11 protein-coding genes and 1 pseudogene are annotated in these 15,660 nt (G+C 43.3%); 7 read left to right on the top strand and 5 right to left on the bottom strand.

Going from position 1 to position 15,660, the window contains the following annotated elements:
- A pseudogene (locus tag B9G53_RS05770) lies at positions 1–123 on the top strand (IS5/IS1182 family transposase); the annotation flags it as partial.
- Positions 124–383: 260 nt separating this feature from the next.
- A complete protein-coding gene (gene acnB, locus B9G53_RS05765; protein ID WP_094530099.1) occupies positions 384–2,984 on the top strand; it encodes a bifunctional aconitate hydratase 2/2-methylisocitrate dehydratase in 2,601 nt (866 codons plus the stop codon).
- 222 nt (positions 2,985–3,206) lie between these two features.
- Here acnB and B9G53_RS05760 read toward each other — a convergent pair whose 3' ends face one another.
- Positions 3,207–4,100: a tetratricopeptide repeat protein gene (locus B9G53_RS05760; RefSeq protein ID WP_094530097.1), complete on the bottom strand. Its 894-nt coding sequence runs from the start codon at positions 4,098–4,100 to the stop codon at positions 3,207–3,209.
- Positions 4,101–4,323: 223 nt separating this feature from the next.
- Here B9G53_RS05760 and B9G53_RS05755 point away from each other — a divergent pair, with 223 nt between their 5' ends.
- On the top strand, positions 4,324–4,464 hold the full coding sequence (locus B9G53_RS05755) for a photosystem II reaction center protein Ycf12/Psb30 (protein WP_094530094.1): 141 nt from the start codon (positions 4,324–4,326) through the stop codon (positions 4,462–4,464).
- A 119-nt stretch (positions 4,465–4,583) separates the two neighbouring features.
- Here B9G53_RS05755 and B9G53_RS05750 read toward each other — a convergent pair whose 3' ends face one another.
- The 3 genes from B9G53_RS05750 to B9G53_RS05740 all read right to left on the bottom strand — a co-directional run bounded on the left by B9G53_RS05750 (position 4,584) and on the right by B9G53_RS05740 (position 7,596).
- Positions 4,584–6,161, bottom strand: a complete 1,578-nt coding sequence (locus B9G53_RS05750; RefSeq protein ID WP_094530092.1) for a YcjF family protein — start codon at positions 6,159–6,161, stop codon at positions 4,584–4,586.
- Positions 6,162–6,604: 443 nt separating this feature from the next.
- Complete coding sequence (locus tag B9G53_RS05745; protein WP_094530090.1) at positions 6,605–6,970, bottom strand: hypothetical protein; 366 nt, start codon at positions 6,968–6,970, stop codon at positions 6,605–6,607.
- Positions 6,971–6,972: 2 nt separating this feature from the next.
- A complete protein-coding gene (locus B9G53_RS05740) occupies positions 6,973–7,596 on the bottom strand; it encodes a CAP domain-containing protein (RefSeq protein ID WP_094530088.1) in 624 nt (207 codons plus the stop codon).
- A 216-nt stretch (positions 7,597–7,812) separates the two neighbouring features.
- Between B9G53_RS05740 and B9G53_RS05735 the strand changes: the two genes are divergently transcribed.
- The 4 genes from B9G53_RS05735 to B9G53_RS05720 all read left to right on the top strand — a co-directional run bounded on the left by B9G53_RS05735 (position 7,813) and on the right by B9G53_RS05720 (position 15,214).
- Positions 7,813–8,352 carry a shikimate kinase gene (locus tag B9G53_RS05735; RefSeq protein WP_094530086.1) on the top strand — a complete coding sequence of 180 codons (540 nt, stop codon included), beginning with the start codon at positions 7,813–7,815 and terminating at the stop codon, positions 8,350–8,352.
- Between the two features lie 232 nt (positions 8,353–8,584).
- Positions 8,585–11,254, top strand: a complete 2,670-nt coding sequence (locus tag B9G53_RS05730; protein WP_094530084.1) for an adenylate/guanylate cyclase domain-containing protein — start codon at positions 8,585–8,587, stop codon at positions 11,252–11,254.
- A 191-nt stretch (positions 11,255–11,445) separates the two neighbouring features.
- Complete coding sequence (locus B9G53_RS05725; RefSeq protein WP_094530082.1) at positions 11,446–12,219, top strand: hypothetical protein; 774 nt, start codon at positions 11,446–11,448, stop codon at positions 12,217–12,219.
- Between the two features lie 235 nt (positions 12,220–12,454).
- Positions 12,455–15,214: a DNA topoisomerase (ATP-hydrolyzing) subunit A gene (locus B9G53_RS05720; RefSeq protein WP_094530080.1), complete on the top strand. Its 2,760-nt coding sequence runs from the start codon at positions 12,455–12,457 to the stop codon at positions 15,212–15,214.
- A 46-nt stretch (positions 15,215–15,260) separates the two neighbouring features.
- On the opposite strand, the gene grxC is transcribed toward B9G53_RS05720, so the two are convergent.
- The gene (gene grxC, locus B9G53_RS05715; RefSeq protein WP_094530078.1) at positions 15,261–15,518 is read right to left on the bottom strand and encodes a glutaredoxin 3; all 258 of its coding nucleotides are present in this window, start codon (positions 15,516–15,518) and stop codon (positions 15,261–15,263) included.
- Between the last annotated feature and the right edge of the window lie 142 nt (positions 15,519–15,660).

Here is a 15,660-nt window from a genome sequence, read left to right as displayed (position 1 = left end):
ACTTTTGCTTGGCTTGGTAAGCAGCGAAGATTGAGTAAAGACTATGAACGTCTTCCTGAAGTAAGTGAGGCTGTTGTTCATTCTGCCATGATTCCTCTCATGCTCAAGAGGCTTTCTGCTTAATCTTTTTTTACAAATACCTTCTAGGTGATAGATTAATTAGGGTATTAGAAGAAAACTGTAAAATGATTAGACTCCAGCTTTTTATGTTCTTATTAAAGAGAACTTATGCCTTTCAAGAAAAAGTTGGAGATCTTAACTTTACTCTGATTTGGCTACTCGCATTATTGAAAATATATCGTCTCAAACATAATTTGCGTCCTAAAGTTGATTAGGATCGATAATTAAGTTAAGTTTTCGTAAAGAATTAAAAATAACAACGTATGTTATCAGCCTACCGTGATCATGTTGCCGAACGCGCTCAGCAAGGGATTCCGCCTTTGCCCTTGAATGCTCAGCAAACCTCGGCGCTTTGTGATTTATTGCAAAATCCCCCCGCAGGCGAAGAGGAATTTTTATTGTCGCTACTGCGCGATCGCATTCCCCCTGGTGTCGATCAAGCCGCCTATGTCAAAGCAGGATGGCTAACGGCGATCGCTAAAGGTGAACATACCTCGCCTCTAGTTTCACCCTCATATGCAGTAGAATTGCTCGGCACGATGGTGGGTGGCTATAACGTGCAGACCTTGATTGATTTGCTGACCAATGACCAACTGGGTGATCTCGCCGCCACAGCCTTGAAGAAAACCCTATTGGTATTTGACGCATTTAACCAAGTTTTAGAATTATCCAAGTCCAATGCTAGAGCGCGATCAGTGATCGAGTCATGGGCCGCAGCAGAATGGTTTACCAATCGTCCTGTGTTGCCTGAAACTGTGACCGTGACCGTCTTTAAAGTCACAGGTGAAATCAATACCGATGACTTCTCACCCGCTTCTCAAGCCTTCTCCCGTCCTGACATTCCCCTCCATGCCTTGAGCATGTTGGAATCAATGATGCCTGAAGGTTTGCAAAAGATTGCAGAACTCAAGCAAAAAGGTCATCCCGTAGCCTTTGTTGGTGATGTCGTCGGAACAGGTTCCTCACGCAAATCAGCGATTAACTCAGTACTATGGCACATTGGCAACGATATTCCGTTTATTCCCAACAAGCGATCAGGTGGTGTGATTCTCGGTAGCACGATCGCCCCAATTTTCTTTAACACGGCTGAAGATGCAGGTGCATTGCCAATTCAGTGCGATGTCTCAAAATTGGAAATGGGTGAAGTAATTACAATTCACACATACGAAGGTAAGGTTACTAATGCCGCAGGAGAAACTCTTTCTACTTTCAGCCTTACCCCTGACACGATCGCGGATGAGGTTCGTGCGGGTGGACGGATTCCTCTTCTCATTGGACGCAGTTTGACGGCAAAAACTCGCCATGCAATCGGGCTTCCCGCCAGCGATGTGTTTATCCTTCCTTCTACTCCTGCGGATACTGGTAAAGGCTATACCCTTGCTCAAAAAATGGTTGGTAAAGCCTGTGGCGTAGTTGGTGTGCGACCCTATACTTCCTGCGAACCGCTAATGACTACGGTTGGTTCTCAAGATACAACTGGCCCCATGACCCGTGATGAGTTGCAAGAGCTTGCCTGCCTAGGATTTAGCGCTGACTTAGTAATTCAAAGCTTCTGTCACACCGCCGCTTATCCTAAGCCCACCGACATCAAGACTCATAAAGAACTTCCTGATTTCTTCTCTAATCGTGGCGGTGTGGCTCTGCGTCCCAATGACGGTATTATTCACTCTTGGCTAAATCGGATGCTACTACCCGATACCGTTGGCACTGGTGGTGATTCCCATACTCGTTTCCCCCTAGGTATTTCTTTCCCCGCAGGTTCAGGATTAGTTGCTTTCGCTGCGGCTCTTGGGATTATGCCCCTCGATATGCCTGAGTCAGTGCTAGTGCGCTTCACAGGTGAATTACAATCTGGCGTAACCCTACGCGATGTCGTCAATGCGATTCCCTATATCGCGATCCAAAGAGGTTTGTTGACCGTTGAAAAGAAAAACAAAAAGAATGTCTTTGCGGGTCGAATCATGGAAATTGAAGGTTTGCCTGATCTCAAAGTAGAGCAAGCCTTTGAATTAACCGATGCGACTGCCGAGCGTTCTTGCTCAGGTAGCACGATTAAACTCAGCATCGAAACGGTTTCGGAATATTTGCGATCGAACATCGCCTTAATGAAGAACATGATCGCTCGTGGTTATAACGATGCGAAAACCTTGACTCGCCGCATTGCCAAAATGGAAGAGTGGTTGGCTAATCCCGTTCTCATGGAAGCTGATCCTGATGCTGAATATGCGGAAATTATCGAGATTGACCTCAATGAAATTAAGGAACCAATTGTCGCTGCACCTAACGATCCTGACAATGTGAAGTTGCTCTCAGAAGTGGCAGGCGATCGCGTGGATGAAGTATTCATCGGTTCTTGCATGACCAACATTGGACATTATCGCGCTGCCGCTAAGGTTCTCGAAAAAGAGCCTCCTGTTAAAACCCGTCTCTGGATTGCTCCTCCAACGCGCATGGATGAGTTCCAACTCAAAGAAGAAGGAATTTACAGCACTTTCGGAGTAGCAGGAGCCAGAACCGAAGTTCCCGGATGCTCTCTCTGCATGGGTAATCAAGCAAGGGTAGCCGATGGCGCGACGGTGTTCTCGACATCTACGCGCAACTTCAATAATCGTATGGGTAAGGATGCACAGGTGTATCTTGGATCGGCGGAATTAGCGGCGGTTTGTGCGTTGCTGGGTAAGATTCCTACGGTGGAAGAGTATCAAGCGATCGTCACTAAGAAGATCGATCCTTTTGCAAGTTCGCTCTATCGCTATCTCAACTTTGACCAGATCGCTAACTTTGAAGATCAAGGTCGGGTGATTCCCTTAAGCCAGATGCCTCGTATTGAGGATATTTTGGGTATGCCTGTGGCTGCGAAGTAGCTGGTTGATTTGCGGATACTCCCTTCCTAACTAAGAAATAGTGGTGCGGGGCTTTGCCCCGCACCACTATTTCTTGGTTTTATATGCCTATTTCTTGATTGGGAAGGGAGTAAATAATTAGGGTAATACCAACTCACAAAAGTGTGACGACACTTTTTGTGAATTGGTATTACCTCGTAATTAACCCAATAAAAAGCGCATAATAGTGCGCTTTTTATTGGGTTAATTACGGCGAATTTTAGGTACTTGGCGAGTAGAGAGATCGCTCTCAGCTAAAATTTGCTTAACTTGCGGTTGCGACAAGACGATTTGCACATCAGCAATAAGCCGATCGCCCCAGAGATTTTCAACAAGATAGGGGATTTTGCCGTAGCGTGGATCGATTTTCATCGCTTCAACTGCTAGCTCAACAGCTTTAGTGCGATCGCCTTTACGATAAAAAGCTGTGGCAAGGGCAAGGGTTGGCTCAGCCGCGAGAAATTCGACTTTTTCAGCTTGCTTGAGTGAGTTTTGCCATTTAGCGATCGCCTGATCGACATTGCCACGCTCATACTCAACTAGACCGATGTTATTAGTTGCTGCCCAAAACTTGTTGTCGATTACGAGGACATCGTTGTAAATAGTCACTGCTTCGTCATAACGTTTGGTCAGAAAGTAAGCATTGCCTAGGTCAAACATTGCTGTCGCAGCTTTTGGCTCAAGGGTTAAACCTTGCTTGAGGTTACTAATTGCTTCAGGATAATTTTTATTGCGGAGATAGGCTGCCCCCAAACTGAATAAAATCGTCGGCTCATCTTTTTTGAGATTAAGAGCCAATTTCAAAGCCGTAATGGCTTCAGCATATTGCTCTTTACGGAGATAGATACTGCCGAGAATACCTTGAGTTTGAAATGCTTTGGGCGCTAGTTGTGCGGCTAAACGAGCGCGAGGTAATGCTAAATCGTACTGCTCAAATTGAGCAAGTTGAGCGGCTTCCCTTGCCAAGTTGAGCGCTTGCTCTTCTAAGTTTCCAAAATTAATCCTTGTTGTGTGGGGCAGAAGAGCTTGAGCGCGTAGTGGAGAGGCTCCAACGCTAACTGAAGCAAGTATTGCCAACAACCAAATTCGATGACGCACAGGTATAACTCTTACCAATTCTGAATGTTTTGAATATATTTCAAATGATAGCGCTTCTTTATCAAAACCGATTTTAGGTTTTTACGAAACCCAGAAAATTAAAGAGGGGCGCAAAGCGCCCCTCTTTAATTTTCTGGGTTTTAAAGATTTTTTGAGTAGCGATGCTTGCTAGAATATCTCTAGAATTTTGTTTGATTTATTAATCATATTTAAGAAAACCGCTATGGACTTCCTAAACCCTGTATTTTCCGCATTCTCCAGTATTAATTTTCAGCTAATTTTTCAATTGACTTGTTTAGCGCTGATTGTCGTTTCTGGCCCCGTCATCATCTTTTTGTTATCTGCTAACAGTGGCGACTTGTAATTACAGCGCTTTGCGCCCAAACCTAAATCAAGAAAATCTTTAAAAGTGTTGCTTAGCAACACTTTTAAAGATTTTCTTGCGATCATAAAAAAGAGATTGTGCAAAGCACAATCTCTTTTTTATGATCGCAAAGCGCCGTAGTTGCTAGCGACGCGACTGGAAATACTGGTTACAAAGTCGATAAAGAAGCGATCGCCTTGTAGGGCGTTAAAGGTTTTTTGACATATTTGTTGCAGTGCATTAGTCATTGCAGGAGCAGATTGCGTTTCAGGTTGCTGCTCTAGATATTCCACAAAACTCATGCCGCCAATGTGAGTTAGATAAGCAGCCGTAACAGCTTGCATCGAGCCGCCGATCGCATAGGTAAGCGCATTCACCTTAAAGCAAGAGGCGATCGCGGAGCTGGCAATTTCGATGCAACCAAGTTGTAATAATTGCTGGGCAATGATCATCGCAAATTGTTGCGCCTGTTTGAAATTGAGGGGACGATCATAAATTTTGCCGAGATCGATCAACATTTGGGTATTGATCGCCGCTCCAGCCAACAAATCGATCGCAGGGATAGGGTTTGCAAAAACTGTCGTAGCGGCGATTAATTGATAACGATTAATGATTGTGGCGGCATCTTGGCGGCGTTGATGATTGATTGTGCCATTGATTTCCTGTAGCAAATTCTTGATTTGCAGATGGGTATTGTGAATTAGCAAATCTTCCCATTCATTAGAAAGAATTGTCTCAATGCGTTCTTTTAAAGCAGTCACATCTGGCGGTAGATCTTCCCACCATTCTTGGATTGCGTCACTATGGACGGAATCTTCAGCATTGGCATATTGACGCACTTTGATCGGACTCGGCTGAGCGGCGATCGCCACAATATCAGTGGAAGCTAAGAAATGCTGAGTACGTTCTTTGAGCTTAGCTAATACATTTTCGCGATCGCTTGGCAAATACAAATCCGTCTTATTAAAAACAAGAATTACACGCTTTCCTAAACCAGCAAGGCGTTCGAGTTCGCCATACTCGCTGTTGGTTAAATCTCCTGCCGTTACAAAAATCATCAGATCTGCGCTATGGGCGACTTGCAGAGATTCGATTTCCCTCTGCTGCCCCATCGCTCCCATTTCTTGCGTCCCCGATGTATCAAGTAAAGAAATCTGGCGCTTAACTTTGTTTTCACTTTGAATTGGCGTTATGCCAACGGGTGAAAAGTCGATCCCTTGATAAGCGTATTCTTGACGAGCGATCGTTGTGCCAATTGCTGCCCCCGTCTTGCCTGCCTTACGTCCCAATAAAGCATTAATTACCGAAGTTTTGCCTGCGGAGCCTGTACCAAAAACGACGATCTGAAAATGATTTTTTTGAAGATTGTTGGTGATTTGCTGAGCTTGCGCGTCTAAAGTATCACGCTTACCTAGATCGGCAATTTTGACGATCGCCTTTTGCGCTTGCTGTAATTCTTTAAATAGATAACTGCGATCGATTACCGTGGGTTGATCGATTACTGAGGCAAAAGTCTTTCGCACATTCACAAACAAAAGTGTGCCGCCAATCATCAGCGTGCTTATGCTCAGTAAATGCCAGTCATGCTCAAGCGAAAATAAGGTATTGACGATCGCGGCAACACTGACAATCCCCAAACCTAACATCCATTTTTTGGGCAAACTTTTATAAGACAAGACTGTGCGATAGTTCAGCATTCACAACGTACTTTTGAAAATTTAATCTTAAATATCCTTGACTTACGGTTTTACCATTAAGTGTCAAGATAGCAATAAAAATTTTATAGCAATCTCCGACAGAAAAATCAGAAGTGGCAATTCTCAACTTTGTCTGGCTGAAAACTCTTATCACTTAGCTAGTATTAGCTATCAGATTTTTGGGATTAATATTTTTATTCATTGTTGAAGGTATTAACTACTTGCCATTTTCAAGCATGTAGCCCAGCCTAGCCAACTCTTTAAAAAACTGCACCCTAAGTTGTTACACAACAATCAAAAAGACCAAAAATGTTGATTATCAATGATTCTGTAACATTCACCATCTAAGTTGTTACACAACAATCAAAAAGACCAAAAATGTTGATTATCAATGATTCTGTAACATTCACCATTACCACCTTATACTCTCTACGCTCAATCTTTTAATATGTTCGTCTATCTCTTTGAACATCTGCGATCGCTTTTTCTGCTAACCATAACCTTGAGCGTTGCGGATATTTTCTGCGTAAACCATTGATTAGTCTATCTCGTGTTTTTATGTCGCGCACTAAGCTAAATAATTCTTGTTCTCTTGCTAATGCTTCACCCAATTGTTCTCTATCTATTTGCTCACGGTGCTGATTATCCTCAAACTGTTGAGCCTCTCTTCTAAGTTGTTCTTGAGATTTACGCTTTGGATATTTGCGTCTGATATCTTCAATAGTGGGGATTTTGCTTTGTGGTTTCGGCTTTGTTAGAAAGTACAAAGCTACTATCATCAGAAACGCCAAAATCAATGTTATCGGCATACTTATCCTCTCGCAGTGGCACAGCCTTTGCCGTATCCTTCTCCGTTCAAACCAAGAAATACACATTTATTGCCATCACAGCCAACCGCCCCTGCTAAATGATAGTTAAACAAAAAATTTGAATTAACATCATTTTTTTGATAGTCAATCCACTCACGAGTTGCATCACTTAGTGTCTTGGACTCTGCAATGCCAATATTTGCACCTCTTGGGACGTACCTATAAAGGCTCTCTGATAGATATTCTTGTGGCTTGAATCCATACTCTAATTTCATGGTGTCAGCACAAAGCTTTGTCTGAGGATTGGTGTAATCAAAGTAGTTATATTGATTCATATCCTTAGCTCTTGCCATAGCAAGCTGATAGGCTTTAGTGCTGTAATTTATGGGTGACTTGCCATTTACTTTTCGGTAACTATTAATTTCATTGATCGCTTTTTGCGAGTCACTCTCGGAGGAGACAATGAATAACTTTGCATCTGGAGCATTATTTCTGTCTACAAAATTAGAATCATTGCGAGAAAACGAAGTGTTCGGAATGGTAAGAAAGTTTTTAGATGTGGCACTAGCCAAAAGAATAGCGCCCAAGACACTCAATCCAATTATTTGCGGTTTACTTAAACCCATTGCCCCCTTTATCTCCCAACATCAATTTGTTGATAAAACCAACTTATCACATATAAGTCATGAAATATACACAAAAAAATTAACATTCATAGGTTAAATTTTATTTTTGGTTAAAGGTTGTTTTACTAGTCAGACTAGGTTGTGAGAGCATTGCTCTAGTCGCAATTACTGGTAATGAAAATATCACCAGTGATCATAAATTTTAAATACAGGCAAATGCTCAACGGAACGAATATATTTTTGATTGGAATGATGGGTGCGGGTAAAAGCACCGTCGGCAAGCTTTTAGCACAAAAATTAGGTTACAACTTTTTAGATACCGACCCACTTATTGAGAAATGTGCAGGGAAATCAATTCCTGAAATTTTTGCCAAGGATGGCGAAGAGACATTTCGTGATCTTGAACAACAGGTCCTTTCACAAGTCTCGGCTTATACCCGTCTAGTCGTGGCGACAGGCGGCGGAATCGTCATGCGATCGCTCAATTGGTCACATTTACACGATGGCATCGTCATTTGGATTGATGTCCCAGTTGAGACTTTATACCATCGCCTCAAAACAGCATCGGAGCAACGTCCTCTTTTACAAACTGCTGATCCATTACAAACCCTCAATGATATCTATAGCCAACGTCGCGATCGCTATGCTCAAGCCGACATTTCGATCATGGTCACAGAGGATGAAACCACCGAAGCCGTCAGCGATCGCCTATTCGAGATGATCCAAGCTCGAATTATTCCTGATCGTCTTAAGTAAATCAACAAGACTGCGCCGCAGTCTTGTTGATTTACTATAGGCGTTGATTCGCGCCGCCTATAGTTTCTAGGTTTGCGATCTCAATCTGAGGGGTGCTAAGATAATTCTTTCAATTTGACGAAATTAGCTTTGCATAAACTCAAAAGCAACAGTGCAAGTGGAACAAGAGTGCTTCGATAAGCATCAACACTCTTAAAAAATTTGGGACTAAACCGAAAATCTTAGTGCTGATATGACACCATCATCTCCTTCTCGCATACCATCCATAGATACCCACGCTACGATTGAGGCTACGATCGATGTGATTGCAGAGAGCGAATCTTCAAGCGAATTTTCATCTGTCAAGCCCAACCATCCAGCCCCAGCTTTAACTGATTTTCAAGATAGTTCTGAGCGCAACTCCAGTGCCTTAGCTGTGACCGCAGGAGGCAATTTTGCCTCTGTGCTTGCACCACTTACGCCCGAAAAGTTTAGCCAAGTCGTTAATGACGTTGAGCAAAGATTACGGATCGTCAATCAAACCCTCGGAATGCTGAACACCGACTTTGATGTGATCCTTGATGAGATGCTTCAAGCAATTCGCGGCAAAATTGGTGAATTGTTATCAGCCGATCGCACCACAATTTTTTTATTAGATGCTGATAAAAATCAACTATGGACAAATGTACCTAGTGAAGATGGCAAAAATATTGAAATTCGGATTTCCACAGAGCCAACTAGCATCGCTGGTGAAGTTGCGACCTATGGTCACATCGTTAATATTCCCTTTGACTTTTTTGATGATCCGCGATCGGCTCAAGCTAAAAAACAATTTGAACGGACTGGTTATCGCACCTACTCCATGCTTGCCATGCCCCTGTTGAACGATAACGATCAACTGGTTGCGGTGGTGCAGTTAATTAACAAATTACGAATTATCGATCCTTCTGTACCCCTTGAAGAGAGTGTTGATCGCGTTGGTTTTACGGAAGAAGATCAGGCTTTATTTGCTCAGTTTGCACCATCAATGCGCCTAATTTTAGAAAGCTCACAGGCGTTTTATTCCGCAGCTCAAAAACAACGTGCTGCCGATGCACTGATGAAAGCTGCCATGTCTCTAGGACAAAGTTTGGATCTAGAGGCTACTCTCAAAAAGGTGATGGACGAAGCCAAGTTATTGATGAATGCCGATCGCAGTACATTGTGGTTAATTGACCGCGATCGCAATGATCTCTGGACACAAATAGTTGATCACTACGGCTTAACCAAGGAATTGCGCGTACCGATGGGTGTCGGTTATGCAGGTCGGGTTGCCATTACAGGCGAAGTCTTAAATATTCCCTTTGATCTTTACGAGCATCCTGATGCCAATAATTCTAAAAAATTCGATCAAGCCAATGGTTATCGCACCTGTAGCCTGCTCTGTATGCCAATTTTTAACTCTAACAAAGAGTTAATTGGTGTTACACAATTAGTTAACAAGATTCAGCGTGGCGATTTTCCTGAATATGATCCCAATACATGGCCAGCTTCCCCTGAAAGATTCAAGGCAAGCTTTAATGGTAATGATGAAGAATTTATGAAAGTCTTCAATGTTCAAGCTGGCGTGGCGCTAGAAAATGCCAAGTTATTCGCCAAGGTCAAGCAAGAACAGCAAATGCAAAAAGACATTTTGCGAAGCCTTTCCGATGGGGTGATTTCCACTGATAAATATGGCAAAATCATCGCCGCCAATGAACGCGCCTATGACTTACTTGGAGTTGGTAATGCATTGTTAGAAGGCAAATCTGTGTATGAACTGATCAATATTGAAAAGGCGAACTTCACTAAATGGTTTGAAACTAGTTTAGAGGGCAGTGACGAAAAAAGCCGTAAGCAATATTATCCCGATCAAACCCTGCGCTCTACCGATGGCGAACAGCACAGCATTAATATTTCCATCAACACCATGTCTGAAGGAGACGAAGGTGAAGGCGTGCGTGGTGCTCTAGTCGTCATGGAAGACATCAGCCAAGAGAAACGCCTCAAGAGTACGATGTATCGCTACATGACCCAAGAGCTAGCCGAACAGCTTCTCGCTGGTGGGGATGCCAAAATGGGCGGCGATCGTAAAGAAGTTTCCGTATTATTCTCAGATATTCGCAGCTACACGACGATTACCGAATCTCTCACTGCTGAAGATGTGGTAATGATGCTGAACGAATATTTTGAAACGATGGTGGAGGCTGTCTTTAACTACAAAGGCACGCTGGATAAATATATCGGTGATGCGATTATGGCGGTGTTTGGTTCGCCCTTGCCAATTCCCGATCATGCGTGGATGGCTGTGCAGACAGCGATCGATATGCGCCATCGTTTAAAAGAATTTAATATCAAGCGGCTCGAAAAACTGAAGCCACAAAACCAAAAAGAAATCGATATGGCGACGATCAAAATTGGCATCGGTATTAATTCTGATACGGTGATCAGTGGCAATATTGGCTCCACCAGACGCATGGAATTTACGGCGATCGGTGATGGTGTGAACCTTGGTTCACGGCTAGAGGGTGCAAGTAAGCAATATGGTACAGATGCGATCATTAGTGAAACTACCTACAACCTCTGTAGCGATCGCATCTGGGTACGCGAACTTGATCGCATTCAAGTTAAGGGCAAAAATCAACCTGTGAGTGTGTATGAATTAATTGGCTTAAAATCCGAACCACTGACCGAGATCCAAACTCGGATCATTGAGCATTACCATACAGCCCGTGAGCATTACCTCACGCGAAAATTCAGTAAAGCTGTGGCTGAGTTTGCTGAGGTACTAGAACTTGACAAAAACAATAAGGCTGCGAATATCCATATCACCCGTTGTCAGCACTTCCTACTCAATGCACCCGAAGATGATTGGGATGGAGTTTGGAGAATGACAGAAAAGTAAAAATGTCATTTCCGTAAAAATTAAAATACACATCACCTTGTTATACTGGTTGCGCCAATTGATAAGGTCTAAGACTCGCAAACCAGCTAATACCAATGCACAAAAGTGTGACAAAACTTTTGTGCATTGGTATTTGTGCATTGGTATTAGCTGGTAGATTTTTCTAACTTTAAACTTAAAGAATAACTCCCATGCGTATAATTCGATTTTTAAAGAGTTTTTTGCAAGCTTCATCCATTGTAAATCCTGACAACTTGTCTACTCAAATTGAAACTGTGTCGACAGCTAAGACATGGGAGATTTCACAGAATTACGAGTTCAAATATGCTATCGCATTCATGAATACACCTGACTTTCGCACACTTGCGAAGTCAGTTCATGATGGTGAAATGAATATCTCTACTGGATATGTTAACAATTTAATTCTTAACGAATTCTTTGCAGGTGAAGAAGCTTTATGGCATGAATTTGTTAATCAAATTTCAGGCAAAACCTGCCTAGAAATTGGTCCTGCTGTTCTAAGCGTCCTGTCTACATGGGATGTAGTCCAAGAGAGTCACGTAGTTGAACCTCTTATCGAGCAAATTGAGAATTGGCAACGCTCCAATTTCGGCTTCTCAGTTTTTGAAGGTTTGAAAACTCATAGTCATGGTGCTGAAAAATTCATACCCGAGCTTTCTGCAAAGATTGATGGTGCGATCTTTTGTCGCAACTGCCTAGACCATACGCCAAAGTGGCCATTTATTCTCGGTAATATCAGCAAATACGCTGCGTCAGGATGTCGATTACTTTTATGGCTCGACCTAGATCATCACGGGGTAGCTGATGACGGTCACTACGACATAACGACCGATCCAGAAGAATTTAAAAATCTTGTCGATGCATTAGGCTTTGATATTGTGCGCGAATATTCTTGTCAGGAAAGATTTGAGCTTAACTGGGGGTGTTTTGCTATCAAGCGGTAATAAAACTCAAATATAAATCGGCTGTCTTTGCCCGCCAATTTATATTTGAGTTTTGAAATGCATAAGTTATTTCGTTTAAGATCCTTAGGTCTTTGTCAAATCATTGAATATTGCTTGCCATGAATATCAAAGAGAGTTTGTCCTAGTCCCACCCTCTCTTTTTTGATGTGTTATTGATTTTGCTGTTACATTGTTTTTGTTATCGTGATTATCTTGTACAGCGTTCGTAGATTTTATGGCAAAGCAAGGGCAGCAACAGCTAGATTTCGGGTTGGAGTCTAACGGGGGAAATATTATACCGACCTCATTGCATACAGAAATGCAGCGATCGTACCTAGAGTATGCGATGAGCGTCATTGTCGGACGTGCCTTGCCCGATGCCCGTGACGGTCTCAAACCCGTGCATCGCAGGATTATCTATGCCATGCATGAGCTTGGGCTTGTGCCAGAGCGCCCCTTTCGTAAGTGCGCCCGCGTCGTTGGTGACGTATTGGGCAAATATCACCCCCACGGCGATCAGTCGGTTTACGATGCCCTTGTGCGCTTGGTGCAAGACTTTTCCAGCCGCTACCCATTATTGGCAGGACATGGCAACTTTGGCTCCGTCGATAATGACCCTGCGGCGGCGATGCGTTATACCGAATGTCGCTTGGCGGCGATCGGGAATGAGGCTTTGCTCAGCGAAATCGAAGAAGATGTTGTTGATTTTGTTGATAACTTTGATGGCTCAGAGCAAGAACCAGCCGTACTGCCTGCTCAATTGCCAATGCTGTTACTCAATGGCTCCACAGGGATTGCCGTGGGGATGGCTACCAATATTCCGCCGCACAACTTGAGTGAAGTTGTTGATGGCGCGATCGCCTTAATTGATAATCCTAATTTGCCTGACGAGCAGTTATTGAGCTTAATCCCTGCTCCCGACTTTCCTACGGGCGGGATCATCATGAATGAGGATGGTGTGCGCGAGGCATACCTAACTGGACGGGGTAGCGTTACGATTCGTGGTGTTGCGTCAGTTGAGCAGTTTGGAGGTAAAGGCACAGGCAAGCGCCAGAAACAAGCGATTATTGTGACTGAACTGCCCTATCAAGTCAATAAATCAGCATGGATCGAGAAAATTGCTGAATTAGTAAACAATGGCAAAATTGAGGGTATTTCCGATATTCGCGATGAAAGCGATCGCGCAGGGATGCGAGTTGTTATTGAATTAAAGAAAGATATTGCTCCAGAAGTAATTATCGATCAGCTATATCGCCAAACAGCTTTGCAATCAAACTTTGGGGTGATCCTGTTAGCGCTCAAAGGTTCGCAACCAAAGCAAATGAGCCTGCGCGAACTATTGCAAGAATTCCTCTCTTTTCGGGAAGAAACCCTTGCGAAGCGGTTCCGTTATGAGCTAAAAAAAGCCCAAGAAAAATCGCATCTATTGGAAGGACTGGTGCTAGTTCTCCAAGATATTGATCGCCTGATCAGAATTTTACGATTTGCAAATAATAGCGCTCTGGCTAAGACTGATCTACAAACCGAATTTGCCTTGTCAGAAACCCAATCGGAAGCAATTCTCTCGATGCCTTTACGTCGGATTACGGCAATTGAGCAACAGAAGATACGTGAAGAACTAGAAACCTTACAACAACAGGTTTCGAGATTAGAGAGGTTATTAGGCGATCGTCGTGAGTTAATGAAATTCTTAAAAAAAGAATTGCGCGATCATAAAAAACGTCATAGCGACCAAAGACGCACCCATCTTGCTTGGCTGTTACAGGGCAATCAACAAAGGATTGAAGTTCCCGACATTGATGAACTAGAGCCGCCCAGAGCCACCTTGAAAAGTTCTAAATCTAAAAACGCCGATAAAAATACTGAAAGCGATCGCCAGATTCAGCAAACCCTTGATACTGGTAATGTCACTGAGAACGTTACTGAGAAGACTACTGATACTGAGAAAGTAAGCGATCGCAAATCTACTAAATCGACAACTAATAAACAACCCAAACCAGTAGAAGTCCCCTTAATTTCTCTAACAACTGAGCTAAATATTCCCATTGCCGAGCCGCAGGATATTACCGTTCAACTTACGCACAAAGGCTATATCAAAAGCCTAGAGCCTAATTCTAGAGCCGTGCAGTCTGTGGATTTAGGAGATGATGTGACGATCACTTCCTATGACACCCGTAGTGATCGCGAAATGGTAGTCATGACTAGTTCAGGTAGAGCGTTTCCCCTTGCGCTTGCCAATGTGCCAATTGTCAAAGGTAAAGGACGGGCTACGCCTTTAATTACACTATTACCCGATAGTACTGATCGCATTGTGTCGCAGTTTGTCTGGGAAAAGAATCCTGAATCAACGGAAGGTTTAGTCCTACTTTCGAGTCAAGGCAAAATCAAGCGATCGCCCCTAGCCGAATTTGCCGATATGACCGCACGCGGACTGATTGCAGCAAAATTCAAAGAAGATGATGCTCTATTCTGGGCTGATATTGTCGGCTTAGAACAAGAACTAGCGATCGCCACCTCCGCTGGTAGAATCCTGCGCCTCAAAGCCGATGAAACCCAAATTCCCACCGTTGGACGTACCGCCGCTGGAAATATTGCTCTGCGTCTAGGCAGTTCAGAAACTCAAATTGGTGTGTCGGTTCTTGATTTACAAAACAACCCCAATTCTGAACTGATTTTAATTACGGCTGAAGGTTTTGCCAAGCGCATAGCAGCGGCGAATATTCGCTCTGCGGTGCGAGGTGCGATCGGTTCGCAATGCTTCAAGTTCCAATCGCGAGCTGATCGATTAGTTAGTATGACTGCGATCGCTAAGCCGCGTCTTGATTTACCTGTAACTTTCTTGATAGGTCAAGACAATGATATTGGTTTAAGAACTGTCCAAATGCCTTTGGGTGCGATTCCTCTAGAGTTACCTAATAGTCAAGGGCGCTCGATTTTTGCAGGTGAAAGTGACTTAGTGCGATCGGAAAAAGTAATTCGCGTAGTCGCCAAATAAAAGTAAAAGCCTCGCACAGCGAGGCTTTTACTTTTATTGTTTTTAGCTATGCTAGCAAAGCATCAAGTTTGCCTTTAGCATCTAGCGCGTGAATAGAATCACAACCACCGATATGCTGATCGTTGATAAAAATTTGAGGGACAGAACGTTTGCCGTCAGAACCTCTAGCTACCATAGCCGATCGCGCTGCTTCATCCCCATCGATGACATATTCTGTGTATTCTACGCCTTTCTTATCGAGTAAATGTTTTGCTCGAATACAGAAAGGACACATCCGCCATGTATAAATCTCAACCTTTGCCATCACTATTTCCTGAATTTATTTAATCTATACCATTTTAACTTCCAGAAAGTAAAAGGGTGAAAACGTAGATACTCCCTTCCCACCCAATAACTAGTGGTGCAGCGCGAAGCGCCGCACCACTTTCGAGTAGGCATAATTAATT

The sequence above is a fragment of the Pseudanabaena sp. SR411 genome, assembly GCF_002251945.1.
In the GTDB taxonomy this organism is placed as follows: Bacteria; Cyanobacteriota; Cyanobacteriia; order Pseudanabaenales; family Pseudanabaenaceae; genus Pseudanabaena.
This window is presented reverse-complemented; position numbering and strand designations above follow the sequence as displayed.